This window comes from Aquabacter albus (genome assembly GCF_040049275.1).
Classification (GTDB): Bacteria; Pseudomonadota; Alphaproteobacteria; order Rhizobiales; family Xanthobacteraceae; genus Aquabacter.
The window spans coordinates 99,399-123,654 of the sequence record NZ_JBDZDT010000001.1 but is presented as its reverse complement, the minus strand read 5'-3'; the positions used below and the strand labels follow the sequence as shown (position 1 = coordinate 123,654).

The window sequence follows — 24,256 nt, the reverse complement described above, 5'->3', positions numbered from 1 at the left end:
TTAGAGCGATCACCAGTATGCACGCACAGAATAAGACGTTATCCTAGCATGTGAAAAACACATGCAGGGTGGAAATGAAGCTTCAGCAGCTCCGGTACATTTTGGAAATCGTACGTCAGAACAACCACTTGTCGGCGGCAGCGGAGGCATTGCACACCTCCCAGCCCGGCGTGAGCCGCCAAGTGCAGCTTCTGGAGGCCGAGCTTGGCTTTGAGATCTTCCTGAGGACCCGAAACCGCATCATCGGCCCCACCGAGCCGGGGCGGCTCGTGCTGGAGATCGCGAAACGCGTCGTCACCGACATGGCGGCGCTGCGCTCGCTGAAGGACGACGTGAATTCCGGCGCGCACGGCACCCTCACCATCGGCACCACCCACACCCAGGCGCGCTATGTGCTGCCTCACGTGATCGAGGAGTTCGTGAAATCCCATCCGGACGTCCAGCTGGTGCTGCGCCAGGGCAATCCGGAAGACATCTGCGCCATGGTGGATGCAGGCGAGGCGGACCTTGCCATCGGCACCGACACCATGAACGTGCTGCCCAACCTCGTGAAGCTGCCCTGCTTCTCGCTGCCCCGCTCGGTGGTGGCGCTGAAGGACCACCCGATCTTGAAGATCGAGGAGCTGACGCTCGAGGAGATCGCCCGCTATCCCATCATCTCCTACGACCAGCGCTATAGCGGCCGCTGGCGGGTGATGAACGCGTTCACCAAGGCGGGGCTGGAGCCGAAGGTGATCCTGTCCGCCATCGATGCGGACGTGTGCAAGACCTATATCGAGCTCGGCCTCGGCATCGGCGTTCTCACCACCATCACCTACAATCCCAAGCGCGATCTGGAGCTGGGCCTGCGGGATGCAAGCCACCTGTTCGAGCCGAGCACCATCTTCATCAGCCTTCGCGCCAACACCTATCTGCGCGGCTACATGCTGGACTTCATCAAGGCGGTCGCGCCCCAGCTCACGCCGGCAGTGGTGCGTGGGGCGCTGCGGGAGCAGCATGGGGGGTGAGGGGGATGAGGCTTGTCCTGGACAAGTGAGCGCGCAGCGCGAATGCAGATCCGGGACCCAGCGCAAGGCTACGGCGAAGCCGGCAATCCGCGACCAGCGTGAAGGCCTCTCCGTCGTGCAGCGACGGAGAGGGGTTGAAGCGCCTTCGGCGGTGCTTTGCGCTGGGTCCCGGATCTGCGCTCCAGCTTCGCTGTCGCTTGTCCAGGACAAACCGCTCAGCGCGCGACCACGCTCTTCTGAAGCGTCATCTTCTCCAATGCGGCTTCGTCCAGGGTGAGGCCGAGGCCCGGCCCCGTGGGCACCTCCACCGCGCCGTCCTTGATGACGAGCGGGGTGTCCACCACCAGGGGATCGCGCCCCAGGGGCCCGAGGCCGAAGACGAATTCGGCCGCCCCGAACGTCTGCCGCGCGGGGATGGTGGCGCAGAAATGCGCGGCCGCCGCCGCCTCGAAGTTCGAGACCGTGGCAAGCCCGCCGCAGTTCAGCAGGATGTTGGCGCCCTTCGCCACCGCCGCGATCTTCCGCGCCGGGGTCAGGCCGCCCACCTTGTAGAGCTTGATGCAGAACACATCCACCGCCCGGTGCCGGACGAGGTCCACGGCGTCCTCCACCGTGAACAGGCTCTCATCCGCCATCATGGGCACGCCCGCCGCATTACGGCGGATCTCCGCGAGGCCGTCCAGGTCGCGGCGGCTGACGGGCTGCTCCACATAGCCCACATCGAACGGGCGCATGGCCCGCATGGCGGCGATGCTGTCGGGCACGCTCCAACCGGTATTGGGATCGACGCCGATGACGATGTCGTCGCCGAAGGCGCGGCGCATGGCCTCGAAATTCTTCACGTCCTGCTTCCAGCCGCCCTTGCCGGCGGCCTTGATGCACAGGACCTTGATGCCGTACTCGTCCACCGCGCGGCGGCCTTCGGCGATCATCACGTTGATATCGTCGGCGAGGCTCACGGACCATTCGAGCGGGATGACGCTCTGGCTGCATCCGCCGATGAGCTTGTGCACCGGAACTCCCAGCGCCTTGCCCATGGCATCGTGCAGCGCGATGTCCAGCACTGCCCGCGCCGCCGGATTGGCGGCAAGGCGCAAATCGAACATCTCGGTGATGGCCTCGATGTCGAAGATGCTCCGGCCGATGAGGTTCGGCCCTAATATCTCGGTGATGGCGGCGACCACCGAATGGGTGGTGTCCGCCACGAAATGACCGGGGCTGATGGGCCGGATCTGTGCGCAGCCCACCACGCCGTCCGCGAAGATCTTCACGAACACCGGCTTGCCCAGCAATTGCTCGGGCGGACCGGTGTCGTAGCTTCCGGAGGAGAAGATCCGCTTCAGGCGGATGGGCAGTTCGGCGACGATGACTTCGATACGTTCAATCATGACAATCAATCAGTCTCAGGCGGCCGCGTTGAGGGCGACGACCTTCTGCCATGAGCGCAGGATGAGGTCCGCGCCCTTCTCGCCGAGCGCAATGGTCGGCGCGTTGGTGTTGGAGGAGGGGACCGTCGGGAAGACCGAGGAATCCACCACCCGCAGGCCCTCGATGCCCCGCACGCGCAGCTCGGGGTCCACCACGGCATCGGCGTCGAAGCCCATCTTGCAGCTTCCCACCACGTGCCATGTGGTCTGAGCGGTGGAGCGGATGTACTCGACGATCTGCTCCGTCGTCCTCACCTCCGGGCCCGGCCGCGTCTCGCGCACGATGAGGCGCTTCAGCGTCGGGGATTCGGCGAGGCGGCGCACCGCCAGAATGCCGGCGGTGAGCACCTTCACATCCTCTTCCGCCGCCAGATAATTGGGGTCGATCTTGGGGAAGACCGACGGGTCGGCGGAAGCGGCGTGCACGTAGCCGCGCGAGCGCGGGCGCAGGGCCATGACACCCACGGTGAAGCCGGAATAGGGGTCGAGCCCGTCCTTCGGCCGGCGGGCATAGCGATCCTTGCCGGAGAAGGGCTGCAATTGCAGCTTCAGGTCCGGCTGGTTCTCCCCCGGATTGCTGCGCATCACCGTGTGGGCGGTGGCCGAGCAGATGGAGAGGAGGCCCTTGCCGAACAGGATGTAGCGGATGCCCTCCTTCAGCTTGCTGGTGGGCCGCTGAAGCACATCGTTGATGGTGATGGGCTGGGCGCATTCGAAGGTGAGGCGCACATTGGGATGGTCGGCGAGGTTCTCGCCCACGCCCGGCAGCGCATGGACCACCTGAATGCCCAGGGATTGCAGAAGGTCAGGCCGTCCGATGCCGGACAGCTCCAGGATCTTGGGCGACTGGATGGGCCCCGCGGAGACGACCACCTCGCGCCGCGCGGCCACCTTCACCACCTTGCCGTCCCGCCGGCACTCGACGCCCACGGCGCGCTTGCCTTCGATCAGCACGCGGTTCACCAGGGTGTTGGTCCACACGGTGAGGTTGGGCCGCGAGCGGGCCGGGCGCAGATAGCCCACCGAGGAGGAGCAGCGGAAGCCGCGCTTGGTGGAATATTGGAGATAGGACGCGCCTTCGTAGTGGCCGTCATTATAGTCGCTCACCAGCTCGAAGCCGGCCTCGCGGTTGGCCTCGAGATAGGCGTCGCCCAATTTGTCGAAATGCTTGAGCTGGGTGACGTTGATGGGGCCGCCCTTGCCGCGCGTTGCGGGATCGCCCTCGGCGAAATTCTCCATGCGCTTGAAGTAGGGGAGCATTCCCTCCCAATCCCAGCCGGGGATGTTCCAGGAATCGAATTCGGCGGGGTCGCCGCGGACATAGACGTTGCCGTTGATGGAGGACGAGCCGCCCAGCACCCTGCCGCGCGTCCAGAGCTGCTCGCGGCCGTTCAGATGGACCTGCTTCTCGGTCATGAAGGGCCACGTATAGCGCTCGTCCCTCAGGAGGTTCACCACCATCAGGGGCACGTGGATGTTGAGGGTGTTGTCCTTGCCGCCCGCCTCGATCAGAAGCACGCGGTGCGTGCTGTCCGCGGAGAGGCGGTTGGCGAGCACGCACCCGGCGGAGCCGGCACCCACGACGATGAAGTCAAACTCGGCATCCGGCGTGTCAGTCCTTGGCGATCCCATCTCCCACCGTCCTTGTCGGTCCCACGCCGCCGGTTTTTCTGTTCTCCCGCAACGGCTCGCGGACATAAAAACATTTTGGTGACGGCGAACATAGGGGGCTTCACCATCTTGGGATAATCACGATAGCGCCTTCAGCATTCAAATTGTGCATAGTGGGCTTGGGTGTCCAGTATATCGGGGGCGCATCGCTCAAGGCCAAATCGGTATTTTTTCATTATGCCCGCAGCTTCTAGCGTCGCGCCACGTCATGCGGCCACGCGCAAGCGGACAAAAGACACGGGAGAAACGGGATGAACGCGCCGGCAGATCTGAAGACCTACCAGCTCTATATCGATGGCCGCTGGGTGGCGCCGGCGGGCGGCGAGACCTTCCCGACCTACAATCCCTATAACCAGCAGCCCTGGGCGCTGATCTCCCAGGCCGGCCCCTCGGACGTGGCGGCGGCGGTCGCGGCGGCGCGGCGCACCTTCGACACCACCTGGAAGCATGTGAACGGCCTGGAACGCGGCCGCATGCTCCTGAAGCTCGCCGAATTGCTGGAGCAGAATGCCGACCGCTTCGGCAAGCTGGAGAGCACCGACAACGGCAAGGTGATCCGCGAGACACGCAGCCAGATGCCGTTCTCCGCGCGAATCTACCGCTTCTATGCGGGATTTGCGGACAAGATCTTCGGCCAGGTGATCCCGCTCGACCAGAAGGATGTGTTCGACTACGCCACCTATGAGCCGCTCGGCGTGGTGGGTCTCATCACCGCCTGGAACTCGCCCATGGCGCTGCTGGCGAACAAGCTGCCGGCGGCGCTGGCCGCCGGCAATTGCGTGGTGGTGAAGCCCTCCGAGCACGCCTCGGTCACCACGCTGGAATTCGCGAGCCTCGTGGAGCAGGCCGGCTTCCCGCCCGGCGTGTTCAATGTGGTCACGGGCGACGGGCGCACGGGCGCGGCTCTGGTGGAAGGCGGGGGTGTCGACAAGATCTCCTTCACCGGCTCGGGCCATACGGGCCGCAAGATCGCGGCGGCTGCGGGCAAGAACCTCGTGCCGGTCATCATGGAGCTGGGCGGCAAGTCGCCCAACATGGTGTTCGAGGATGCCGATCTCGACAAGGCGGTGGTGGGCGCGCTCGCCGGCATCTTCGCCGCCACCGGCCAGACCTGCATCGCCGGCTCGCGCCTTCTGGTGCAGCGGCCGGTCTATCAGGAGATGGTGGACCGCCTCGCGGCGCGGGCGAAGCTGATCAAGCTCGGCGATCCCCTCGACATGGGAACCGAGATGGGCACCGCCGCCAACGAGCCCCAGTTCAACATGATCCTCGGCTTCATCGAGGCGGCTAAGCAGGACGGCGCGTCTCTGGTGGCCGGCGGCGAGGCGGCGCGCGAGGGCAACCTTGCAAACGGCCTGTTCGTGAAGCCCACCATCTTCGCGGACGTGCGCAACACCATGCGCATCGCGCAGGAAGAGGTGTTCGGCCCGGTCCTCTCCATCATCCCGTTCGATGAGGAGGAGGAGGCCATCGCCATCGGCAACGACACGCGCTACGGCCTCGCCTCCGGCATCTGGACGCAGAATCTCAACCGTGCGCAGCGCGTGAGCCGCGCCATCAATTCCGGCATGGTGTGGGTGAACACCTATCGCGCCTCCGCCGCCCAGACGCCGTTCGGCGGCATCAAGGAAAGCGGCTTCGGGCGCGAGCGCGGCGCGGCCGGGCTCTACGAATTCCTGCGCACCAAGAATGTGATGATCGACTTTTCCAACGAGGCCCGAGACCCGTTCGCCGTGCGGGTCTGACGCGGCCTGACGTTAAGGCCCCGCCATCGCTGCTTCTCCATTGAGGGGGAGGGGGATGGCGGGCCTGTCGCGATAGGCGGCGAACTTTTCCCGCCCTGTCTGGTTCCTCTCCCTAAAGCCCAGGGAGGACACCATGACCACACCGGCGAAGAACGCACCGGCCAAGTTCGGCCCCAGCGAGAGATCAAAAGCACCACCTTCCGTGCCGCCCCATGAGGAATGGTCTCCGGGCGGAACGGCCGGCGGCGCGACGCCGCCCGTTCCCGGTGAGAATCCCCCGCCGCCCCACAAGAGGGGCATGGCGTGGCGGGAAGTAAAGAGCTGACGCATCCGGATACGGCTGGAGCGCGCATCGCGGCCCGCCCAACTGGGGCGGGCCCTGGCCGGTCAGCGATATGCGGTGACCCGCGGCGGCGCTTTACAGTGCGGCAAGCCCTGTCAGGCCGCGTCGGCTGAGGGAAGGCGCCCGTCCGGGGTGTACCTGTTCACGGCCTCGGGAAGCTCTCGTGTCAGCCGCGCAAGAAGCTCCTCGCGGGAGAGGCCGGTTTGTCTGGAGAGCGTTTCGAGCACGTCCGGGCCGATGGCCTGTTCGAGCTGAGGGGGCGGGAGGTCCTTGTTGGCCCCTGTGCCGACCCAGGATTCGGCGGCATCGCCGTAGCCGTTCGTCTGGAAGCGTTCGAGGAGCTCCGACAGGCCGCCATTCAGCACCGAGCCGGCGCTGGCGCCGCCTAGCAGGCCGCCAAGGCCGCCAAGGACCCCTCCGAGCCCACCGGATTGGGCGCTTTGCTGATTGGGATCGGCAGGTGTCGCTCCGCCCCCCAGTTTTCCGAGCATTTCCCCGATCTTGTCGCGGTTTTGATAGCCTGCAATGGCCAACAGGCCGAGCAGAGCGGTCATTGATGGATAACCACGGCTCATTGTCAGGTCTCCACGTTGGCCGCCATGAAGGGTGAGCGGCGTGTCAACCTCCCCAACTTTCCGCCATCGATGCGGCAAATTCCGGGCGGCGCGCCTCGCGGCCGGCAGTGAAGGCGGCGCGATATCGGGCGCCACCATCACTCCCGGATAAAGGCTTCGTCGGCTGCGGTCGCGCGCTTCCGGCGGGACCGGTCATTGCCCCATCCCCCGGCACCGCCGATCCGCACCGCCGCCCAGATGATGTTGCGGCGGATGATATCGACGCCGCGATTCTCCAGCGCATCCCGCAGGATCCAGTCCGCCTCGGCCCGCGTGTAGGGCGCCGTCCGCGTATTGCCGGACGGATGAGCGTACCAGATCCCCGTACCCTGCGTGGCGTAGAGGAAATCGTGAATGACGGCGCCCTTCACCCAGGGGCCGTCGGGCGGGAGCATGATCCACCCCCAGCGCGGGACGGAGGCGAGATCCGTGACGAAGCCCTTGGGCACGGTGATCGTGTCTTCCCCGTTGCTCGGGCGATAGGTGAGGGGATCATGCAGGCCCCAGAGGCTGCGCCCGTTCCGGATCGAGGGCGTGTATTTGTTGTCCAGCAGAACGAGCACGAGCTTACCCCCGAACCGGTTGACCCAGCCGGGCGGCGCATCCTTCAGCGAAGATTGAATGGCGGGTCGAGGGTCCTTTTCCGCGGGCGGCTCGGTATGTCCGGGATTCGTCATGGCCAGTCCTCGACCGGGCAGAGGAAGAAAGCACGCACCTACCGTGGCCCGGAGGCTAAAAGAAGCCGGCCGCCATTTCCGGCGGGCCTTCCAGCGCATGGGCCATGAATTCCAGCCCGCGCTCCAGCTGCGCCCGGTCGATGGGGCCGCCGAGGCCGACACGCACCGCCTCCGCCGGCGTTCCGCCCACCGTGAACGCGTCGCTGGCGACCACGCCGATGCCGGTGCCGCTGGCATGGCTGGCAAAGGCCGAGCGGGTCCAGCCATTGCCCAGCGGCAGCCAGATGTTGAAGCTCAGGGGATCAGAGAGGTAGGTGCCCGGCTCGAAGTGGCGCGCCGCCAGCTTCTGCCGGGCCGACACCTCCGCGCGGATGAAGCGCAGGATCGTGTCGGCCGTCCCGTCATCGATCCAGCGCGTCGCGACCGCGGCCGTCAGCGGCGAGGCCATCACCGAGAGAGCGCGCATCGCGCCCGTGAACGACCAGCCCGCCCGCGCATCCGGCGCGACCACGTAAGCGAGCCGCAATCCCGCGCCGATGCACTTGGCGAGGCCCGCAATGTGCCAGCAGATGTCCGGCGCGATGGCGGCGAGCGGCGGCGGGCCGTGGGTCGCGATGAAGCCATAGGCGTCGTCCTCCACGATGGGCACGCCCATGCGCCGCGCGATGGCGCAGATGGCGCTGCGCCGGCGCTCGGACGTGGTGATGGTCATGGGATTCTGGAGCGTCGGGTTGAGATAGAGGGCCTTTGGCGCATGCCGGCGCACCGCCTCTTCCAGCGCCTCGGGCAGGATGCCGTCCTGGTCCATCTCGATGCCCACGAGGTTGAGACCGAGCTGGGCGGTGATGGAGCGCACGCCGGGATAGGTGACGGCCTCGGACAGCACCGTGTCGCCGGCCTTCGCAAGCAGGGAGAAGATGCCCACCAGAGCCGGGTGCGCGCCGGGCGTGATGAAGATGCGCTCCTGCGCCGGCACCAGCGCCCGGCGGCCGAGCCAGGCGGAGGCCGCATCCTTGTCCAGGGGCGATCCGCCGAAGCCCTGGTAACGCAGGAGCGGCAGCAGATCGCGCGCCACGCTGGCATAGCCCTCCTGCATGCGGGCGATGAGGTCGGGGTCGTCGGGCTCGGGCGGCATGTTCATGGAGAAGTCCGCCGCCCGGAGGCGCTGCGGATCGGCGGAGATGCGCGCGGCGGCGGTCTTCCGCACGAAGCTGCCCCGGCCGATGGTGGACTCGATCAGCCCCCGCTTGGCCGCCTCCACATAGCCGCGCGCCACGGTGGTGAAATCGACCCCGAGGAGCGCCGCCAGCCGGCGCTGCGGCGGCAGCTGGTCGCCCGGCACGAGAATGCCGGCGGCGATGTCCGTGCCAATGGCGTTGGCGATGGCGAGATAGCGCGGGCTGTCGCTATTCTCGATCTTCGGGATCCAGTCTTTCATCGCCTGCCCCTCATGATTGACTGCATAGTGTTGCGCGAAATCTCCATCATCGAACGCCCCGCGCTACCTCTCGCTCATTGACCCCATATTGTTGCATGCCGGCCTGCGAGAAACTTGAGCATGGTGGCGCCCTTTGCGCTTCAGAAACAGGATCGGAAGTGCGGGGATTGACGGGGAAACAGGCCCCATTGAATGGAGATCTAGGCTCTTCCCCTCATAAATGACCGCAAATTTGAATGCAACAATGTTGGCACGGCGGTTGCAATCCTCTTGGTGTCCCCCGATCGGGCGACCCAGAGACCAGGAGCAAGCAATGCCGGCCGTGACCCATCCGCCCCATAAGACCGGAGATATCTTCGTCGACTACGAGCAGAAGCTGTTCGAGGACGTGAAGGCCCAGCCGGGAGAGAAGGCGCTCGTCACCTTCCACACCGTCGCCTTCGAAGGCTCCATCGGCTTCGTCAATTTGCTCCAGGCGACGCGCCTCCAGCGCAAGGGCTTCGAGACCTCCGTCCTTCTCTACGGCCCCGGCGTGACGCTCGGCGTGCAGCGCGGCTTCCCGAAGATTGGCGATGAGGCGTTCCCCGGCCACCAGAACTTCAACAACCAGATCAAGAAGTTCATGGAAGAAGGCGGCAAGGTCTATGCCTGCCGCTTCGCGCTCCAGGCCCTTTACGGCCATGGCGAGCCTTCGCTGATCGAGGGCATCACGCCCATCAGCCCGCTCGACGTGCTGGACATCGTGCTGATCCACAAGCGCGACAACGCCGTCATCCTCGACACTTGGACACTCTGATCCGGACACCGGGCTCCGGCGGGCGCAGCCCGCCGGCCCTCGAAAGGGACGAGCCAAAGAGGATCTGCGATGACACAAAGTCCGACCATCCGCGTTGCCGCGGTGCAGATCGCACCGGACCTGACATCGCGCGCGGGCACCATGGAGAAGGTCCTCGGCGCCATCACTGACGCGGCGGGAAAGGGCGTGAAGCTCCTCGTCTTCCCCGAGACCTTCGTGCCCTGGTACCCCTATTTCTCCTTCGTACTGCCGCCCGTGCTCTCGGGCCGCGAGCATGTGCGGCTCTATGAGAATGCCGTCGCCGTTCCCAGCCCCGAGACCGAGGCGGTGGCCTCTGCCGCGCGCCGCGCCGGCATGGTGGTGGTGCTCGGCGTCAACGAGCGGGACCACGGCTCGCTCTACAACACCCAGCTCGTGTTCGATGCTGACGGCACGCTGTGCCTGAAGCGGCGCAAGATCACGCCCACCTTCCATGAGCGCATGATCTGGGGGCAGGGCGACGGCTCCGGCCTCACCGTGGTGGAGACCGCCGCCGGGCGGATCGGCGCGCTCGCCTGCTGGGAGCATTACAACCCGCTCGCCCGCTACGCCCTGATGGCACAGCACGAAGAGATCCATGTGGCGCAGTTTCCCGGCTCCCTGGTGGGGCCGATCTTCGCCGAGCAGATCGAGGTGACCATCCGCCACCACGCCTTGGAGAGCGGGTGCTTCGTGGTGAACGCCACGGGCTGGCTCTCCGAGGAGCAGATCGCCTCCGTCACCCCCGACGCAGGATTGCAGAACGCGCTGCGCGGCGGCTGCATGACCGCCATCATCTCCCCCGAGGGCCGGCACGTGGTGCCGCCGCTCACCGAGGGCGAGGGCCTGCTGGTGGCGGACCTCGACCTCGGCCTCATCGTCAAGCGCAAGCGGATGATGGATTCTGTCGGCCATTACGCCCGGCCGGAACTGCTGCACCTCTCCCTCGATCCCCGTCCCGCGCGGCCGCTGCATGTCGAGACCGCGCCGCCCGCTTTTGCCGAACTCAGGAGGCTCCCCGATGGAGAACCAGACGACGCTGCCGACCGAGCTTCTGATCAACGAGCTGCAATCCTTCGGAGCGCGGCTGGTTGATCCCTCGGCGGGCGCCGAGAGCCGCCGCGGCGGTGCCGGCCCGTCCGACCACAAGGCGCTGACCATCGACGGCATGACGGTGATGGTGCCGGTGCACACCGCGCCGGCCTTCGCGAGCCCCTATCTCGTGGAGAAGCCCGATGCTTTCGGCAAAAGCCGCATCAGCCGCGACGGCCGCTCGGTGGGGGAGGTCTCCTTCCCGCTGCGGCCGCGCTTCTACGACCTGACCACGCAGGACGGCATTCCCTATTCCAAGATCGCCGTTCTCCATGGGCGGGACGTGCTGGCGACCACCGTGCTGCAGACCTGCATCCGCTATCAGAGCCGCACCAAGACCTGCCAGTTCTGCTCCATCGGCCAGTCGCTGGCCGCCGGCCGCACCATCGCCCACAAGACCCCGGCTCAGCTCGCCGAAGTGGCCAGGGCCGCCGTGGAGCTGGACGGCGTCAAGCACATGGTCATGACCACCGGCACGCCCAGGGGCGACGACCGGGGCGCGGCGATCCTTTCGGAGAGCGCCCGCGCCATCAAGGCGGCGGTGGATCTGCCCATCCAGGCCCAATGCGAGCCGCCGGAGGACGATGTTTGGTTCGAACGCATGCGGGCGGCGGGCGTCGATGCCCTCGGCATGCACCTGGAGGCGGTGACGCCCGAGGTGCGCCACCGCATCATGCCCGGCAAGGCGCAGGTCTCCATCGAGAAATATCTCGCCTCCTTCGCCGCGGCGGTGCCGGTGTTCGGGCGGGGGCAGGTCTCCACCTATATCCTCGCCGGGCTCGGCGACACGCGCGAAGCCATCCTCGACATCTGCGAGAAGCTGGTGGCGCTCGGCGTCTATCCCTTCGTGGTGCCGTTCGTGCCCATCTCCGGGACGCCGCTGGAGAGCCATCCCACCCCGCCGCCGGCCTTCATGCACGCCATCCTCGGGCCGCTGTCGAAGATGCTGGTGGAGAGCGGGCTCAAGGCCGTGGACATCAAGGCCGGCTGCGGCAAGTGCGGCGCCTGCTCTGCCCTCTCCACCTATGAGCGGATGCTGACGCGATGATGATCGAGCCCTTCTCGCCCTTCCTCGCCAGCGAATATCAGGTGAAGTTCGCCGCCTCCCGCTGGGAGCGCGAGGGCTCCCACGCTTTGCGCCGCGCCGTGTTCTGCGCCGAACAGGACCTCTTCTCCGGCGACGATCGCGACGGGGTGGACGACTACGCCATTCCCATCGTCGCCCTCTCCATGCTGGGCGTCGCCGCCGACAAGGTGGTGGGGACGGTGCGTATCCACGAGGAGGAGAAGGGGCTGTGGTGGGGCTCCCGGCTCGCCGTAGATCGCGACTATCGCCGCATCGGCGCGCTGGGGGCGACGCTCATCCGTCTCGCCGTCTCCTCCGCCAACGCCATGGGCTGCCACACCTTCCTCGCCCATGTGCAGGAGCAGAACGGCGTGCTGTTCCGCCGGCTCCACTGGCATGTGATCGGCGAGGTGGAATTGATGGGGCGGCGTCATTTCAAGATGCAGGCGGACCTTGCTTACTATCCGCCCTGCTTCTCTCCCGAGCACGGCTTCGTGGCGCTTCCCCGGAAGGCGGCCTGAGATGGACGAAGCGGCCTTCACCTCCCTCGTCGAGACCCTGCGCGCCAGCCCGGGCATCGCCGCCAAGGCCGATATCGGCGCGGTGGCCGCGCGCCTCGGGCTCGGCGGCGCGGGGGTGCCGGTGGGGGACGATTGCGCCGCCATCCCGGACGGGGAGGGGCACCTGCTGCTTGCCATCGAAGGCTTCATGAACGGCTTCGTGGCGGCGGACCCCTGGTTCGCCGGCTGGTGCGGGGTGATGGTCAACCTCTCCGACATCGCCGCCATGGGCGGGCGGCCGGTGGCCGTGGTGGATGCGGTGTGGGCGGAGGGGCAGGAGAACGGCGCTGCCATCCTCGACGGGCTGCGTGCGGCGTCGGACGCCTATGGCGTTCCCATCGTCGGCGGGCACACCAACCTCAATTCGGCCCAGGGCCAGCTCGCGGTGGCGGTTCTGGGCCGGGCGGGCAGTCGCCTTCTCACCAGTTTCGATGCGCGGCCGGGCGAACAGCTGATCGCCGCCATCGACCATCGCGGCGCCTATCGCGCGCCGTTTGACAATTGGCAGGCCGCCATCGATGCGCCGCCGCAGCGCCTGCGCGACGATCTTTCTTTGCTGCCGGAGATCGCGGAACGCGGGCTCTGTCGCGCCGCCAAGGACATCAGCCAGGGCGGGATTGTCGGCACCGCCATCATGCTGGCGGAATGCTCCGGGGTCGGGATCGCCATCGATCTCGACACCATCTCGCTGCCGCCTGGAGTGCCGCTCGCGCGCTGGCTCGCCACCTTCCCGAGCTACGGCTACCTCCTCTCCGCCCCGCCGGAGCATGTGGAGGCGATTTGTGCCTTGTTCGCCGCCCGTAACATCAGTGCGGTGGCTATCGGCAAGGTGGAAGAGGGGCACGCCGTCTCGGTCTCATTCGGCTCGCATCGCGCGATCGTGCGGGACTACCAAGCTGATCGGCTTATGGGGCTGGGCGCACCCGAGATTCCCTCTCCCGCTTGCGGGGGAGGGGTAGGGAGGGGGCACTCAAGCAGAGCGATGCTCGGAAGCTCTGAGGGGATGCACCCTTTCCCCCTCCCCAGCCCTCCCCCGCAAGCGGGAGTGGGAGCGCATTGTGCTCGCGGGAAGGGTGCGCAATGACCCGGCCGCTGCGCATCGCCATGCTCACCCACTCCACCAATCCGCGCGGCGGGGTGGTGCATGCCATGCAGCTTTGCGAGGCGCTCCTGGACCTCGGTCACGCGCCCGTGCTCCACGCACCCGATGCGCGCGGCGCGGGCTTCTTCCGGGTGCCGCGCTGCCCTGCCGTGGCCTTCCCGGTCGCGCGCGCCGTCCCCGACATGACGGCCATGGTGGAGCAGCGCATTGCCGATTATGTGCGCCATTTCGAGGATGCGGGGACGGACGGCTTCGACCTCTTCCATGCCCATGACGGCATCTCCGGCAATGCGCTGGCGACGTTGAAGGAGCGGGGACGCATCCCCGGCTTCCTCCGCACCGTGCACCATATCGACACCTTCGAGGACCCGCGCCTATCGGCCCTCCAGGCGCGCGCCATCCGCGCGGCGGATGGCTGGCTCACGGTGAGCCGCACCTGGCAGGCGCACCTTGCGGAGGCGTGGGGCATCGCGGCGGACCTCTCCGGCAACGGCGTGGACACCGTGCGTTTCCGACCCGAGGCGGACGGCCGGGAGAATTTGCTGCGCGCCCGGCTGGGGCTGGGGGCCGGCCCGCTTTTCCTCTGTGTCGGGGGCATCGAGGCGCGCAAGAACACGGTGCGCATTCTCGATGCTTTCGTCCAGCTCCGCAGCCTCCGCCCCGACGCGCAGCTCGTCATCGCGGGTGGTGCCTCGCTGCTGGACCATGATGCCTACCGTGCCGAATTTTCCGCCCGGCTCGCTGCTGCCGGCGTCGCCGCAAGCGGGGTCCATGTCACAGGGCCGCTCGGGGATGCCGATATGGCCCCGCTCTACCGGCTCGCGCATGCGCTGGTCTTCGCCTCGGTGAAGGAGGGGTTCGGCCTCTGCGTGCTGGAGGCCATGGCGAGCGGCGTGCCGGTGATCGTCTCCTCCATCGCGCCATTCACCGAATATCTCGGCCGCGGCGACGCGCTCTGGTGCGATCCGCTGCGGCCCGCATCCATCGCCGATGCCATGGCGCTCTCGCTGCGCACACCCGTCCATGAGCCGTTCTCCCGGCGCGGCGCCGCCATTGCCGCGCGGCACGACTGGGCCGGCGTCGCGCGCGCCCACCTGCCGCTCTACGAGCGCCTTGCGGAGGTGACCCATGCCTGAGATGCGCTTCCTCATCGCGTGGCCCGACGGGGCTCGGGAGACCTGCTACTCGCCCTCCTTGGTGGTCACGGAGCACCTCGCGCCGGGCGAGACCTATCCTCTGCCCGACTTCATGGCGCGCGCCCGCACCATGCTGCGCATCGCCTCCGACCGGGTGGAGGCGAAATACGGGCGGCCCTGCTCCCTCGCGCTTGGCCAGCTCGCCCGGCTGGAGCAGGCCGCATCCCGCTTCCGTGACGATCCGCAGGCCGAAGTGGCCTGCCTCGCCTTCATCCTGCCTGACCAGGGAATTCCGTCATGACCAAGCTTTCCCAATCCCATTACGGCGCCGTCGTGGTCGGCGGCGGACAGGCGGGTCTTTCCGCCAGCCACTATCTCTCCCGCCACGGCATCGACCATGTGGTGTTCGAGAAGAAGACGGCCATGCACAAATGGCGTGACGAGCGCTGGGAGGCCTTCTGCCTCGTGACCCCCAACTGGCAGTGCCAGCTTCCCGACCATCCCTATGACGGGGACGACCCCAACGGCTTCATGGTGAAGGATGAGATCCTCGGCTATCTCGACCGCTTCGCCCGCAAGGTGAACGCGCCGATCCTGGAAAACACCACGGTCACTGCGCTTGAGAGGGCGGGCGGCGTGTTCCGCGTGGAGACCACGGCTGGCACCGTCACCGCGGACGCCGTCATCCTGGCGACCAGCCTTTACGGCGAGCCCGACATTCCGCGCCCCGCCGAGCGCTTGCCACCGGATATCGTGCAGATCCACACCGCCGCCTATCGCAGCTCGGCTCAGTTGCCTGAGGGGGCGGTGGTGGTGGTCGGCTCCGGCCAGTCCGGCGCGCAGATCGCCGAGGACCTGCACCTCGCCGGCCGCAAGGTGCATCTCGTGACCGGCAACGCGCCGCGCTGCGCCCGCTTCTATCGCGGCCGCGACGTGGTGGACTGGCTGTGGGACGTGGGCCAGTACGAGATCACCGTCGCAGACGACGGCATGGGCAAGAAGAAGCACGACACCAACCATTACCTCACCGGCCGCGACGGCGGGCGGGACATCGACCTGCGCGCCTTCGCGCTGGAGGGCATGGCGCTCTACGGCCGCATGTCCGGCGTGGCGGACGGCAAGATGCTGTTCGAGGCGAACCTGACGGCCAATCTCGACGCTGCCGACCGGGTCTATAACGGCATCAACTGCCTCATCGACCGCCACATCGCCGAGAAGAACATCGCGGCGCCGCCGGCCTCCACCTATGTGCCCGTCTGGAAACCCGAAGCCGAGCCGACCGAGCTGGATCTGAAGGCCGCCGGCGTCACCTCCGTCATCTGGGCGACGGGGTTCCGGCCCAACTGGTCGTTCGTGGGCCTGCCCATCTTCGACGGCACGGGATATCCCGTCCACCGGCACGGCGTCACCGATGTGCCGGGCCTCTATGTGCTGGGTCTGCCCTGGCTGTGGACCTGGGGCTCCGGGCGTTTCCTCGGCGTCGGGCGCGATGCGGAATTCGTGGTCTCGGAGCTTGCGGCGTGGGCGGCATCGCCGCTGGCGAAGGCGGGATAGCGCCCATGAGCCTCGTCCTGCCCCTCCACCGCGTGGCCATCGATCCCGGCCGGCGCACCAGCGTCCGGCTCGGCATGCCGCACCTCACCCCCAACGGCCTTTCGGAAACATGGCTGCTGAGGGAGCTGGGGGATGTGCACTGGCAGTTCCTGGCGCAGAAGCTCGGCCGGCCGGCCGCCGAGATCGAAGATGCGCGCGGGAACCGCGTCTATGCGGCCTTCCGGCATGTGCAGGTGGAGGGCGCGCGCTTCGCCGAGGCGCGGGAGGACGAGAGCCTCGACATCCTCTCCTCCATCTGGCGGCTCTCCCGCACGCAGGTGCTCAGCCGGCACGATCTGAGCATCGGGGGGCGCCCTCTGGGCACGGTCACCATGGTGTCCGCCTTCATCCGCCGCGAGGGCGGCTCCAACCACCGCGTGTCCAGGGTGGAGGTGCCGGGACTGTCCGAACTGCCCGCATGGGGCGAGCCGCAGCCCTATTCTGGCAAGGAAAGTGCAACGGATGTGCCTGATGGGGGCTCTTTCCTCTTCACGCCCTGTCCGGGCGAGGACTTCAACGGGGCCGGCTTCCTTTATTTCTCAAGCTATGTGGGGATCACGGAGCGGGCCGCATGGACGCTGCACCCGGCGCGCGCCAGGGACGCGGTCACCCTGGAGCGCACCATTGCCTATCACGGCAATATCGACATGGGGGAAGCCGTGCGCGTGACCATGGCGGAGGCGCCGGCCGTCCCTGGGCGATGGCTGACCCATGCTGTCCTCAACCGGGAGAGCGATGGCGCCTGCCTGGCGCGGATCAAGACCCTGAAGCAGGTTGCGAGCACCGACCCAACAGCCGGCGCATCCTGATCCTCTAGAACGGGCGGATATTGTAGCCAGGGGGCTGTGTTCGCTCGAAGGCCGCGCCGATGCGCACCACGTCGTCCTCGCAATAGGACCGCCCCACGATCTGGAGCCCCACCGGCATCCCGTCCGAGGCGATGCCGGCGCACACCGTGCCGGCCGGCTGGCCGGTGAGGTTGAAGGGGTAGGTGTAGAACACCCACGAGACGAGGTTCCTGTCCGGCAGCGCGGCCGGGATGTTCAGGCCCACATCCAGCGAGGTCACGGGCAGCACGGGCGAGAGCAGGATATCGTAGTGCTCGAAAAAGCCGCGCACCTTCTCCCGCAGCGCGTAGCGCTCGAACACGCTGGAATAATAATCCTGCATCTGCTGCGAGAGCGCCGGCTCCAGCACGTCGGCGACCGCCGGGTCCAGGAGATCGCGCTGGGTCTCCATGAAGCTGCGCAGGCGGATGCCGACGCCCGCATAGAATTCGGCGGTCCAGAGGTTGCCCGGATCCGTGTCGAAGACGCTGTCCACCTCCTCCACACGGCATCCCAGGTCTTCCAGGCTGCGCGCGGCGCGGCGGGTGATCTCCACCACTTCCGGCTCCGGCCGGGCATAGCCCAGCGTCGGGCTGTAGGCGACGCGCAGGCCGGCGACGGACGCCTTCGCCGCACCCAGCACGTCAGGCACCGGGCCGGCGACCCCGAACGGGTCGCGCCGGTCATGGCCCGCGATGGCGGAGAAGAGCAGCGCCGCATCCTCCATGGAGCGGGCGATGGGCCCCACATGGGCGAGGGTCGGGGTGGCCGAGGTGGGCCAGACCGGCACGCGGCCGAAATGCCCCTTCAGGCCCGCAAGGCCGGTGAAGGAGCAGGGGATGCGGATGGAGCCGCCGCCGTCCGTGCCCAGCGCGAAGGGCGTGATGCCGGCAGCCACCGAGGCGGCCGCGCCGGCGCTCGACCCGCCCGGGGTCTTTCCAAGGTTCCAGGGGTTGCGGGTGATGCCCGTGAGCGGACTGTCGCCCACCGGCTTGCAGCCGAACTCGCTGGTGGTGGTCTTGCCGATGAGGATGGCGCCCGCCCCCTTGGCGCGTTCCACGGCCGGGGCATCCACCTGGGCCACATTCTCCGCCATGGTGCGCGAGCCGGAGGCATAGCGCACGCCCTTCACCGCCATGAGATCCTTGGCCGAGAAGGGCAGGCCGTGCAGCAGGCCGAGCGGGGCGCCTTTCATCACCGCATCCTCAGCGATGCGGGCGGCGGCCATGGCGTCCTCCGGCATGAGGAGGAAGAAGGCGTTGAGGCTCTCCTGCGTTGCCTGCGCCTTCTCCAAAGCGCGTTTCGTCAGCTCGACAGGGGAGATGTCTTTGGCGGCCACGCGGCGGCGCAGCTCCATGGCGCTCATGGTGTCGAATTCGGCGGACATGATGTTGCCCCGTAGCTGGACCGGATTCCCTCTCCCCCTTGCGGGAAAGGGGCGCGTCGCACGGCTGGAAAGACGCCGGGCAGCCTGGCAGTCCGCCGCCCGGCGTCTTTTTGCGCCTCGTCAGGACGTGAGGCGCAACCTAGCTCAATTCAGGATCGCGAACGCCCGCACCGGCGAGCCCGAGCCGCCCTTGAACTTCAGCGGTGCGCCGAAGAACTGGAACTCGCCCTTGCCGATCAGCTCCTCCAGATTCACCAGCCATTCCCAATGGCTCATCTTGAGGTCGCGGCAGAGGCGGTGCTGGGCGAAGATGTTGTCCGTGGGCTTGTCGGTGGACGGGCCTTCCACGCCATGCATCCTCGAGCCGCGGTCGTGGAGCCATTGGGTGGCTTCCACCGTGAGCAGCGGGTTCTTCCAGACGGAATCGAGGGTCGGATAATTGCGCGCGTGGAAGCCGGTGCACAGCAGCACGATGTGCCCGTCCACCTTGACGCCGGCCTTCGCCTCGGCCGCGTCCATGTCCTCGGCGGTGATATCGCCGAGGTCGGGAATATGGCGCAGGTCGAAGCAGACCGCCTTGCCCATGAACAGGTCGAGCGGCATCTCGTCGATGGGCGCTCCCTGCGCATTCACATGGCGATAGGCGTCCACATGGGTGCCCACATGGTCCAGCATGGCGATGAAATTGGTCTGGAAGGTCATGGCGTCGCCCGGCACGCCGAGATCGAACGCCTTGGAGCTTTCATGGCTCAGATGGGTGGTGATGACCGGCCGCTGAAACAGCTTGTGGGCCGGCATGTTGTCCTCGATGAGGAGGGAGAGGTCGATCACTTTCTGGGCCATGGTTCGCTCCTTGAGGGGCTTGGTTTTGAAAGGGGTTCAGGCGGCGTGCTTCTTCTTGCCGAGGAAGGCCGCCATCACGTCGGGATTGCGGGCGAGCTCCGCGCTCGGCCCTTCGTGCGCCACGCGGCCATTGGCGATGACGTAGGCGTGGTCGGCGATGGCCAGCGCATAGGAGGCGAGCTGCTCCACCAAGAGGATGGTGAGGCCGGCGCGGTTGAGCTCCGCGAGCACGCCCATGAGCTGGTTGACGATCTTCGGCGCGAGGCCGAGGGACAATTCGTCGATGATCAGCAGGTCCGGCTCGCCCATGAGCCCGCGGGCGATGGCGAGCATCTGCTGCTCCCCGCCGGACATGGAGCCCGCCTGCTGGCGGAGCCGCTCCTTCAGGCGCGGGAAGAGGGCGAGAACCTTGTCGAGCGCGGCGCGCGCCTTCTCGCCCTTCAGGCCGCCATGGGCATAGGCGCCGAGGATCAGATTGTCCTCGACGGTCTGGTCCGGAAACAGCAGCCGGCCTTCCGGCACCATGACGAGGCCGCGCGCCACCTTCCGGTGGGCGGCAAGGCGCGTGGTGTCCTCGCCCTTGAAGACCACCTCGCCACCGGAGGGCCGCACGAGGCCGGTGGCGCCACGCACCAGAGACGACTTGCCGGCGCCATTGTTGCCGATGATGGCGACCAGCTGCCCGCGCTTCACGCAAAGCGAGATGTCGCGCACCGCCACCGCCGCGCCGTAGCGCAGCTCCATCTTCCGGATGTCCAGCAGGGTTTCGCTCATGCCACCGCCTCCGCCTTTTCCGAGAGGTCGAGGGGCGTGCCGAAATAGGCTTCGATGACGCGCGGGTCGTCCTGCACCACGGCCGGGCTGTCGCTGGCGATCACCTGGCCGTAATCGAGCACGGTCACCGTGTCCGCCACCGCCATGATCAGGTCCACATGGTGCTCGATGAGCAGCACGGAGATGCCCAGCGCCGCGATGCGGCGGATCATGGCTTCGAGGTCGTCTATCTCCTGCGTGGTGAGGCCGGCGGCGGGCTCGTCCAGAAGTAGCAGGCGGGGCCGGGCCGCGAGCGCCCGGGCGATCTCCAGGCGGCGCTGGAGGCCGAAGGGCAGGAAGCGCGCCTCGTCGTTCGCGTAATCCTCCAGTCCCACGAAGGCGAGGAGGCCGATGGCCACGCGCCGCGCCTCCGCCTCCTGCCGGCGCATGCGCGGGGTGCGCAGCACGGCGTCCACGATGGAATAAGACAGGCGCTGCTGGCAGCCGACGATGACATTCTCCAGCACGCTCATGTCGCCGAACAGCTCGGTGTTCTGGAAGGTGCGGGAGAGGCCGATGCGGGCGATCTCATGGGATTTCTTGCCGGTGAGCATCACCCCGTCCAGCTCGCAATCGCCCTCCGCCGGCCGGTAGAAGCCGGAGATGGTGTTGACGAAGGTGGACTTGCCTGCGCCGTTCGGCCCGATGAGGGCATGCACCTCTCCTCCCTTCACCCGGAGCGAGGCTTTCGAGAGCGCGGTGAGGCCGCCGAAGCGCACGGTGAGGTCGCGGGCCACAAGCTCGGCATCCTGCGCCCTCGCGTTGGGCTTCAGGCTTTCCTCGGCGGGGATGGCGCCCGCCGTGTCCACGCCGCGCGCCGGCGGCCGCAGGCGCTTCAGGAACTGTCCCGCCGTGCCGAGGATGCCGCGCGGCAGAGCGAACATGACGATGAGCAGCAGCGCGCCATAGGCGAATTTCTGCCAGAGCGCGAACTGCTGGAGGAATTCCGGCAGATAGGTGAGGAGATAGGCCCCGAGCACCGGCCCGAACGTGGTCGCCGCCCCGCCCAGGATCACCATGAGCAGGAAGCGTACGCTGTCGGAGAAGGTGAAGATGTCGGGGGAGATATAAGCATTGAGGAAGGCGTAGAAGGTGCCGGCCAGCCCCGCCGTCACCGCCGCCACCACGAAGGCGAGCGTGCGCATGCCCGTGGCGTCGATGCCCAATGCGCGTGCCGCCGTCTCGCTCTGGGAGACCGCCAGCATGGCGCGGCCATAGCGCGAGGTCTTCAGATTGTGGGTGCCGAGCGTCGCCAGGAAGAGCGTCACCGCCAGTACGCCGTAGAAGGCATAGCCGGAGAGGCGCACGCCGAAGGCGTTGGGGGAGGGGATGGAGGTGATGCCCGTGGTGCCGCCGGTGAGCGACTGCCACTCGATGGCGACATTCTCCACGATGATGCCGAAGGCGATGGTGACCACGGCGAGATAGACCCCGCGCACCCGCACCGTGGGATAGGCGAGGAGCACGCCGAACAGCCCGGCGACGACGGCCGCGGCGATCGAGGCTGAGATCATGTCGAAGCCGGCCCGCGTCGCGAGGATGGCGCCGGTGTAGGAGCCGAGTGCGAACAGGCCCGCCTGGCCGAGCGAGACGAGGCCGGTGAGGCCCACCAGCGTGTTCAGGCCCACGGCGATGACGCCGTAGATCATGAACAGCATGAAGAGGCGCAGCTCGTATTCGTTGCTGGCGGTGACCGGCACCGCGGCGAGGATGGCCGCGAGCGCGAGGAAGCCGAGGAGGGTGAGGTGCCTCATACCTTGAGCACCTCCCTCTTGCCGAACAGGCCCTGCGGGAACACCAGCAGCACCAGGATCATCATGGAGAAGCCGATGATCTCGCGGGCGGCGGTGGAGATGTAGCCCTCCACGAATTTTTCCATGATGCCGAAGGCGAGGCCCGCCAGCACCACGCCCGGCGCCGAGGTGATGCCGCCGATGATGGCCACCGCGAAGCCCTTCAGCCCGATGAGCGCGCCCATGGTGGCGGACGCCTGAACCACCGGCGCCACGAGCACGCCGCCCGCCGCGCCGAACAGCGCCGCAAGGCCGAAGGAGAAGGCGACGATGCGGTTCACATCGATGCCCATGAGCGCGGCCGCGCGCTTGTCGTGGGCCACCGCCTGCATGGCGCGGCCGACGAGGGTGCGCTTCTGGAGCGCCCTCAGGCCAAGCATGGCGAGGATGGCGACCACGGGGATCAGCAGTTCCTGCGGATAGACGCCGGCGCCGAAAATGTGCACGGCCTTGGCCACGCCCGGCGAGGGGAGGGGGCGCGAGAAGCCGCCGAACTGCATGGTGGCGAGGCTCTCGATCATGATGCCCACCGCGATGGTGGTGAGCATCCAGCCGATGGAGGTGGCCCCGCCCAGGAAGGGCCGCACGGCGAAGCGTTCCAGCAGCACGCCGAACACCCCACCCGCGAGGACGGAGAGGAGGCAGGCGAGCCAGACGGGCAAGCCCGCATCGACGCCGAGCACCGCCAACACGGCGCCGATCATCAGCGTGTCGCCGTGGGCGAAATTCACCGCCTTGGCCGCGCTCCACATGATGTGGAAACCGAGCGCCACCAGGGCATAGATGCCGCCGATGGCGAGGCCCGACAGGGTGTATTGAAGGAAGGTGGTCATGTGGGTTTGCACTGCCTGAAGGTTTCACCCTCCCCCCTTGCGGGGGAGGGCAGGGAGGGGGGTGATGCCCTCTCCGCTCGCTAAGCAGATGTCGTTCCAGGCGGCCCCCTTATCACCCCTCTCCCCAACCCTCCCCCGCAAGGGGGGAGGGCGTTCAGGGCGCGCCGCGGGGGCAAGTGGCCTCAGTTGGTCTTGCCGTATTTGGTCTGCTCCATGGGGAGCAGCTTGCCGTCCACCCACACCGTCAGCTTGTAGTATTTGGGCAGGATGGCGTCCTGGCGCTCCGGATCGGCTGCGTCGAAGGCGGGCTTATATTCGGCGACGAGGCCCTCCATGTTCACGCTGTAGAGCGCGTCGTGGACCTTCTTCCAGTCGAAGGCGCCGGCCTTCTTGATGGCGTCGGCGATGATGTAGACCGCGTCATAGGCATTGGCGGTGCCGGACGGCATCTTCACGTCGGAGGGATCCTTCAGGCCGTACTTGGCCTTGATCTTCTCCCACAGCGCCTTCTTCTTTGGGTCCATGTCGCCCATGAAGGTGAAGGTTTGCACCACCTGGACGCCGTCGGCGAGGGGCCCCGCCAGCTCGCCGAGATTGCCGGCGATGCCCCAGGCGCCGATCACGGTCGGCTTGTAGCCCACCTTGTCCATGGACCTGAGGATCTGGTTGCCCTCGCGGTCCAGCGCCCAGAACAGCACCACGTCCGCCCCGGCGTCGCGGGCGCGGATGACTTGCGGGGTCATGTCCTGGTCGTTCCAGTTGAAGGTCTCGGCGGCCACCAGCTCCTTGCCGGCCTTGGCCATGGCGTCCTTCACGTCGGGCAGTGCGCCGTTGCCCCAGCCGGTATTCTCATAGAAGAACGCGATCTTTCCGGTCTTCGATGCTTTGAGCGCCTTCTCCACCAGGAAGCGGGCGACCCATTTGTCCTTGGCCGAGACGCGGAACATGTAATTGGGGTTCGCGCCGTTCTCGATCGCCTTCGTGTTGGCGGCGAGCACACCCACATAGGGAATGCCGATCTCGTTCACCGGCTGTGCCTGTGCCACCGCCACCGTGGAGTGGTAGCCGCCGAGGATGGCGACGCACTTGTCCGAGAGCGCGATGCGCCGCGTATTGTCGACGCCGCGCGGCGGGGCGCCGGCATCGTCATACTGGACGAAGCGCAGCGGCTTGCCGAGCACGCCGCCCTTGGCGTTGATCTCGTCGATGGCGATCTCGGCGCCCATCTTGATGGCCATGCCGCCGAAGGCGGCCGGGCCGGTGATGGCGGCGGAATTGCCGATGCACGGCTCCTGCTGTGCGAAGGCGGCGGTCGAAGAAAGACCGAGCGCCAGCGTCGCGGCCAATGCATGGCCACGCCAAATCTTCTCCGGAAGCATGTTGTTCTCCTGTTGATCTACAGGATGCCCGGCCGTTTACGGCCTGTGTTTCCCATCTGCGAGGTCAACGCTCCGCCAAACACATGTGAATGACAA

Annotated in this window: 23 protein-coding genes; 12 read left to right on the top strand and 11 right to left on the bottom strand. The window is 67.3% G+C overall.

The window, feature by feature from the left end; all coding sequences use genetic code 11:
* Positions 1-74 precede the first annotated feature (74 nt).
* Complete coding sequence (locus ABLE91_RS00495; protein WP_348927355.1) at positions 75-1,007, top strand: LysR substrate-binding domain-containing protein; 933 nt, start codon at positions 75-77, stop codon at positions 1,005-1,007.
* Between the two features lie 215 nt (positions 1,008-1,222).
* On the opposite strand, the gene ABLE91_RS00490 is transcribed toward ABLE91_RS00495, so the two are convergent.
* Positions 1,223-2,395: a mandelate racemase/muconate lactonizing enzyme family protein gene (locus ABLE91_RS00490; protein ID WP_348927353.1), complete on the bottom strand. Its 1,173-nt coding sequence runs from the start codon at positions 2,393-2,395 to the stop codon at positions 1,223-1,225.
* A 15-nt stretch (positions 2,396-2,410) separates the two neighbouring features.
* A complete protein-coding gene (locus ABLE91_RS00485) occupies positions 2,411-4,066 on the bottom strand; it encodes a GMC family oxidoreductase (RefSeq protein ID WP_348927350.1) in 1,656 nt (551 codons plus the stop codon).
* Positions 4,067-4,356: 290 nt separating this feature from the next.
* On the opposite strand from ABLE91_RS00485, the gene ABLE91_RS00480 reads away from it, so the two are divergent.
* Complete coding sequence (locus tag ABLE91_RS00480) at positions 4,357-5,850, top strand: aldehyde dehydrogenase (RefSeq protein WP_348927347.1); 1,494 nt, start codon at positions 4,357-4,359, stop codon at positions 5,848-5,850.
* Between the two features lie 133 nt (positions 5,851-5,983).
* Entirely contained in the window at positions 5,984-6,175 is a 192-nt protein-coding gene (locus ABLE91_RS00475) for a hypothetical protein (RefSeq protein ID WP_348927345.1), read from the top strand.
* 113 nt (positions 6,176-6,288) lie between these two features.
* Here the strand turns inward: ABLE91_RS00475 and ABLE91_RS00470 are convergent, their stop codons facing one another.
* From ABLE91_RS00470 to ABLE91_RS00460, 3 genes are all read right to left on the bottom strand, one after another.
* Positions 6,289-6,768, bottom strand: a complete 480-nt coding sequence (locus ABLE91_RS00470) for a YidB family protein (protein ID WP_348927343.1) — start codon at positions 6,766-6,768, stop codon at positions 6,289-6,291.
* Positions 6,769-6,905: 137 nt separating this feature from the next.
* The gene (locus ABLE91_RS00465) at positions 6,906-7,484 is read right to left on the bottom strand and encodes a DUF1353 domain-containing protein (protein WP_348927341.1); all 579 of its coding nucleotides are present in this window, start codon (positions 7,482-7,484) and stop codon (positions 6,906-6,908) included.
* Between the two features lie 55 nt (positions 7,485-7,539).
* On the bottom strand, positions 7,540-8,922 hold the full coding sequence (locus ABLE91_RS00460; protein ID WP_348927339.1) for an aminotransferase-like domain-containing protein: 1,383 nt from the start codon (positions 8,920-8,922) through the stop codon (positions 7,540-7,542).
* A gap of 313 nt (positions 8,923-9,235) precedes the next feature.
* Here ABLE91_RS00460 and ABLE91_RS00455 point away from each other — a divergent pair, with 313 nt between their 5' ends.
* The 9 genes from ABLE91_RS00455 to ABLE91_RS00415 all read left to right on the top strand — a co-directional run bounded on the left by ABLE91_RS00455 (position 9,236) and on the right by ABLE91_RS00415 (position 17,094).
* Positions 9,236-9,718: an MSMEG_0572/Sll0783 family nitrogen starvation response protein gene (locus tag ABLE91_RS00455; protein ID WP_348927337.1), complete on the top strand. Its 483-nt coding sequence runs from the start codon at positions 9,236-9,238 to the stop codon at positions 9,716-9,718.
* 69 nt (positions 9,719-9,787) lie between these two features.
* Complete coding sequence (locus ABLE91_RS00450) at positions 9,788-10,831, top strand: Nit6803 family nitrilase (protein ID WP_348927335.1); 1,044 nt, start codon at positions 9,788-9,790, stop codon at positions 10,829-10,831.
* Positions 10,758-11,876, top strand: coding sequence for an MSMEG_0568 family radical SAM protein (locus tag ABLE91_RS00445; RefSeq protein ID WP_348927333.1), 1,119 nt, complete (start codon positions 10,758-10,760; stop codon positions 11,874-11,876). Before ABLE91_RS00450 ends, ABLE91_RS00445 begins: the two co-directional genes overlap by 74 nt.
* A complete protein-coding gene (locus ABLE91_RS00440; protein WP_348927332.1) occupies positions 11,873-12,415 on the top strand; it encodes an MSMEG_0567/Sll0786 family nitrogen starvation N-acetyltransferase in 543 nt (180 codons plus the stop codon). The genes ABLE91_RS00445 and ABLE91_RS00440 overlap by 4 nt, the downstream gene beginning before the upstream one ends.
* Before the next feature lies 1 nt (position 12,416).
* On the top strand, positions 12,417-13,538 hold the full coding sequence (locus tag ABLE91_RS00435) for a sll0787 family AIR synthase-like protein (RefSeq protein ID WP_348927330.1): 1,122 nt from the start codon (positions 12,417-12,419) through the stop codon (positions 13,536-13,538).
* Complete coding sequence (locus tag ABLE91_RS00430; protein WP_348927328.1) at positions 13,535-14,692, top strand: MSMEG_0565 family glycosyltransferase; 1,158 nt, start codon at positions 13,535-13,537, stop codon at positions 14,690-14,692. The genes ABLE91_RS00435 and ABLE91_RS00430 overlap by 4 nt, the downstream gene beginning before the upstream one ends.
* On the top strand, positions 14,685-14,993 hold the full coding sequence (locus ABLE91_RS00425) for an MSMEG_0570 family nitrogen starvation response protein (RefSeq protein ID WP_348927325.1): 309 nt from the start codon (positions 14,685-14,687) through the stop codon (positions 14,991-14,993). Before ABLE91_RS00430 ends, ABLE91_RS00425 begins: the two co-directional genes overlap by 8 nt.
* The gene (locus tag ABLE91_RS00420) at positions 14,990-16,246 is read left to right on the top strand and encodes an MSMEG_0569 family flavin-dependent oxidoreductase (protein WP_348927324.1); all 1,257 of its coding nucleotides are present in this window, start codon (positions 14,990-14,992) and stop codon (positions 16,244-16,246) included. Before ABLE91_RS00425 ends, ABLE91_RS00420 begins: the two co-directional genes overlap by 4 nt.
* A gap of 5 nt (positions 16,247-16,251) precedes the next feature.
* The gene (locus ABLE91_RS00415) at positions 16,252-17,094 is read left to right on the top strand and encodes a Pnap_2097 family protein (RefSeq protein ID WP_348927322.1); all 843 of its coding nucleotides are present in this window, start codon (positions 16,252-16,254) and stop codon (positions 17,092-17,094) included.
* Between the two features lie 4 nt (positions 17,095-17,098).
* Here the strand turns inward: ABLE91_RS00415 and ABLE91_RS00410 are convergent, their stop codons facing one another.
* The 6 genes from ABLE91_RS00410 to ABLE91_RS00385 all read right to left on the bottom strand — a co-directional run bounded on the left by ABLE91_RS00410 (position 17,099) and on the right by ABLE91_RS00385 (position 24,160).
* Complete coding sequence (locus ABLE91_RS00410; RefSeq protein ID WP_348927320.1) at positions 17,099-18,499, bottom strand: amidase; 1,401 nt, start codon at positions 18,497-18,499, stop codon at positions 17,099-17,101.
* 144 nt (positions 18,500-18,643) lie between these two features.
* Positions 18,644-19,342, bottom strand: a complete 699-nt coding sequence (locus tag ABLE91_RS00405; protein WP_348927317.1) for a cyclase family protein — start codon at positions 19,340-19,342, stop codon at positions 18,644-18,646.
* 36 nt (positions 19,343-19,378) lie between these two features.
* A complete protein-coding gene (locus ABLE91_RS00400; protein ID WP_348927315.1) occupies positions 19,379-20,116 on the bottom strand; it encodes an ABC transporter ATP-binding protein in 738 nt (245 codons plus the stop codon).
* Positions 20,113-21,909, bottom strand: a complete 1,797-nt coding sequence (locus ABLE91_RS00395; protein WP_348927313.1) for a branched-chain amino acid ABC transporter ATP-binding protein/permease — start codon at positions 21,907-21,909, stop codon at positions 20,113-20,115. Before ABLE91_RS00395 ends, ABLE91_RS00400 begins: the two co-directional genes overlap by 4 nt.
* On the bottom strand, positions 21,906-22,781 hold the full coding sequence (locus ABLE91_RS00390; protein ID WP_348927311.1) for a branched-chain amino acid ABC transporter permease: 876 nt from the start codon (positions 22,779-22,781) through the stop codon (positions 21,906-21,908). Before ABLE91_RS00390 ends, ABLE91_RS00395 begins: the two co-directional genes overlap by 4 nt.
* Before the next feature lie 182 nt (positions 22,782-22,963).
* Positions 22,964-24,160, bottom strand: a complete 1,197-nt coding sequence (locus tag ABLE91_RS00385; RefSeq protein ID WP_348927309.1) for an ABC transporter substrate-binding protein — start codon at positions 24,158-24,160, stop codon at positions 22,964-22,966.
* Between the last annotated feature and the right edge of the window lie 96 nt (positions 24,161-24,256).

Bases quoted from the DNA above. Each gene is read 5' to 3' on its own strand.
- ABLE91_RS00495 (WP_348927355.1), top strand. From the start codon at position 75: ATGAAGCTTCAGCAGCTCCGGTACATTTTGGAAATCGTACGTCAGAAC.
- ABLE91_RS00490 (WP_348927353.1), bottom strand. From the start codon at position 2,395: ATGATTGAACGTATCGAAGTCATCGTCGCCGAACTGCCCATCCGCCTG.
- ABLE91_RS00485 (WP_348927350.1), bottom strand. From the start codon at position 4,066: ATGGGATCGCCAAGGACTGACACGCCGGATGCCGAGTTTGACTTCATC.
- ABLE91_RS00480 (WP_348927347.1), top strand. From the start codon at position 4,357: ATGAACGCGCCGGCAGATCTGAAGACCTACCAGCTCTATATCGATGGC.
- ABLE91_RS00475 (WP_348927345.1), top strand. From the start codon at position 5,984: ATGACCACACCGGCGAAGAACGCACCGGCCAAGTTCGGCCCCAGCGAG.
- ABLE91_RS00470 (WP_348927343.1), bottom strand. From the start codon at position 6,768: ATGAGCCGTGGTTATCCATCAATGACCGCTCTGCTCGGCCTGTTGGCC.
- ABLE91_RS00465 (WP_348927341.1), bottom strand. From the start codon at position 7,484: ATGACGAATCCCGGACATACCGAGCCGCCCGCGGAAAAGGACCCTCGA.
- ABLE91_RS00460 (WP_348927339.1), bottom strand. From the start codon at position 8,922: ATGAAAGACTGGATCCCGAAGATCGAGAATAGCGACAGCCCGCGCTAT.
- ABLE91_RS00455 (WP_348927337.1), top strand. From the start codon at position 9,236: ATGCCGGCCGTGACCCATCCGCCCCATAAGACCGGAGATATCTTCGTC.
- ABLE91_RS00450 (WP_348927335.1), top strand. From the start codon at position 9,788: ATGACACAAAGTCCGACCATCCGCGTTGCCGCGGTGCAGATCGCACCG.
- ABLE91_RS00445 (WP_348927333.1), top strand. From the start codon at position 10,758: ATGGAGAACCAGACGACGCTGCCGACCGAGCTTCTGATCAACGAGCTG.
- ABLE91_RS00440 (WP_348927332.1), top strand. From the start codon at position 11,873: ATGATGATCGAGCCCTTCTCGCCCTTCCTCGCCAGCGAATATCAGGTG.
- ABLE91_RS00435 (WP_348927330.1), top strand. From the start codon at position 12,417: ATGGACGAAGCGGCCTTCACCTCCCTCGTCGAGACCCTGCGCGCCAGC.
- ABLE91_RS00430 (WP_348927328.1), top strand. From the start codon at position 13,535: ATGACCCGGCCGCTGCGCATCGCCATGCTCACCCACTCCACCAATCCG.
- ABLE91_RS00425 (WP_348927325.1), top strand. From the start codon at position 14,685: ATGCCTGAGATGCGCTTCCTCATCGCGTGGCCCGACGGGGCTCGGGAG.
- ABLE91_RS00420 (WP_348927324.1), top strand. From the start codon at position 14,990: ATGACCAAGCTTTCCCAATCCCATTACGGCGCCGTCGTGGTCGGCGGC.
- ABLE91_RS00415 (WP_348927322.1), top strand. From the start codon at position 16,252: ATGAGCCTCGTCCTGCCCCTCCACCGCGTGGCCATCGATCCCGGCCGG.
- ABLE91_RS00410 (WP_348927320.1), bottom strand. From the start codon at position 18,499: ATGTCCGCCGAATTCGACACCATGAGCGCCATGGAGCTGCGCCGCCGC.
- ABLE91_RS00405 (WP_348927317.1), bottom strand. From the start codon at position 19,342: ATGGCCCAGAAAGTGATCGACCTCTCCCTCCTCATCGAGGACAACATG.
- ABLE91_RS00400 (WP_348927315.1), bottom strand. From the start codon at position 20,116: ATGAGCGAAACCCTGCTGGACATCCGGAAGATGGAGCTGCGCTACGGC.
- ABLE91_RS00395 (WP_348927313.1), bottom strand. From the start codon at position 21,909: ATGAGGCACCTCACCCTCCTCGGCTTCCTCGCGCTCGCGGCCATCCTC.
- ABLE91_RS00390 (WP_348927311.1), bottom strand. From the start codon at position 22,781: ATGACCACCTTCCTTCAATACACCCTGTCGGGCCTCGCCATCGGCGGC.
- ABLE91_RS00385 (WP_348927309.1), bottom strand. From the start codon at position 24,160: ATGCTTCCGGAGAAGATTTGGCGTGGCCATGCATTGGCCGCGACGCTG.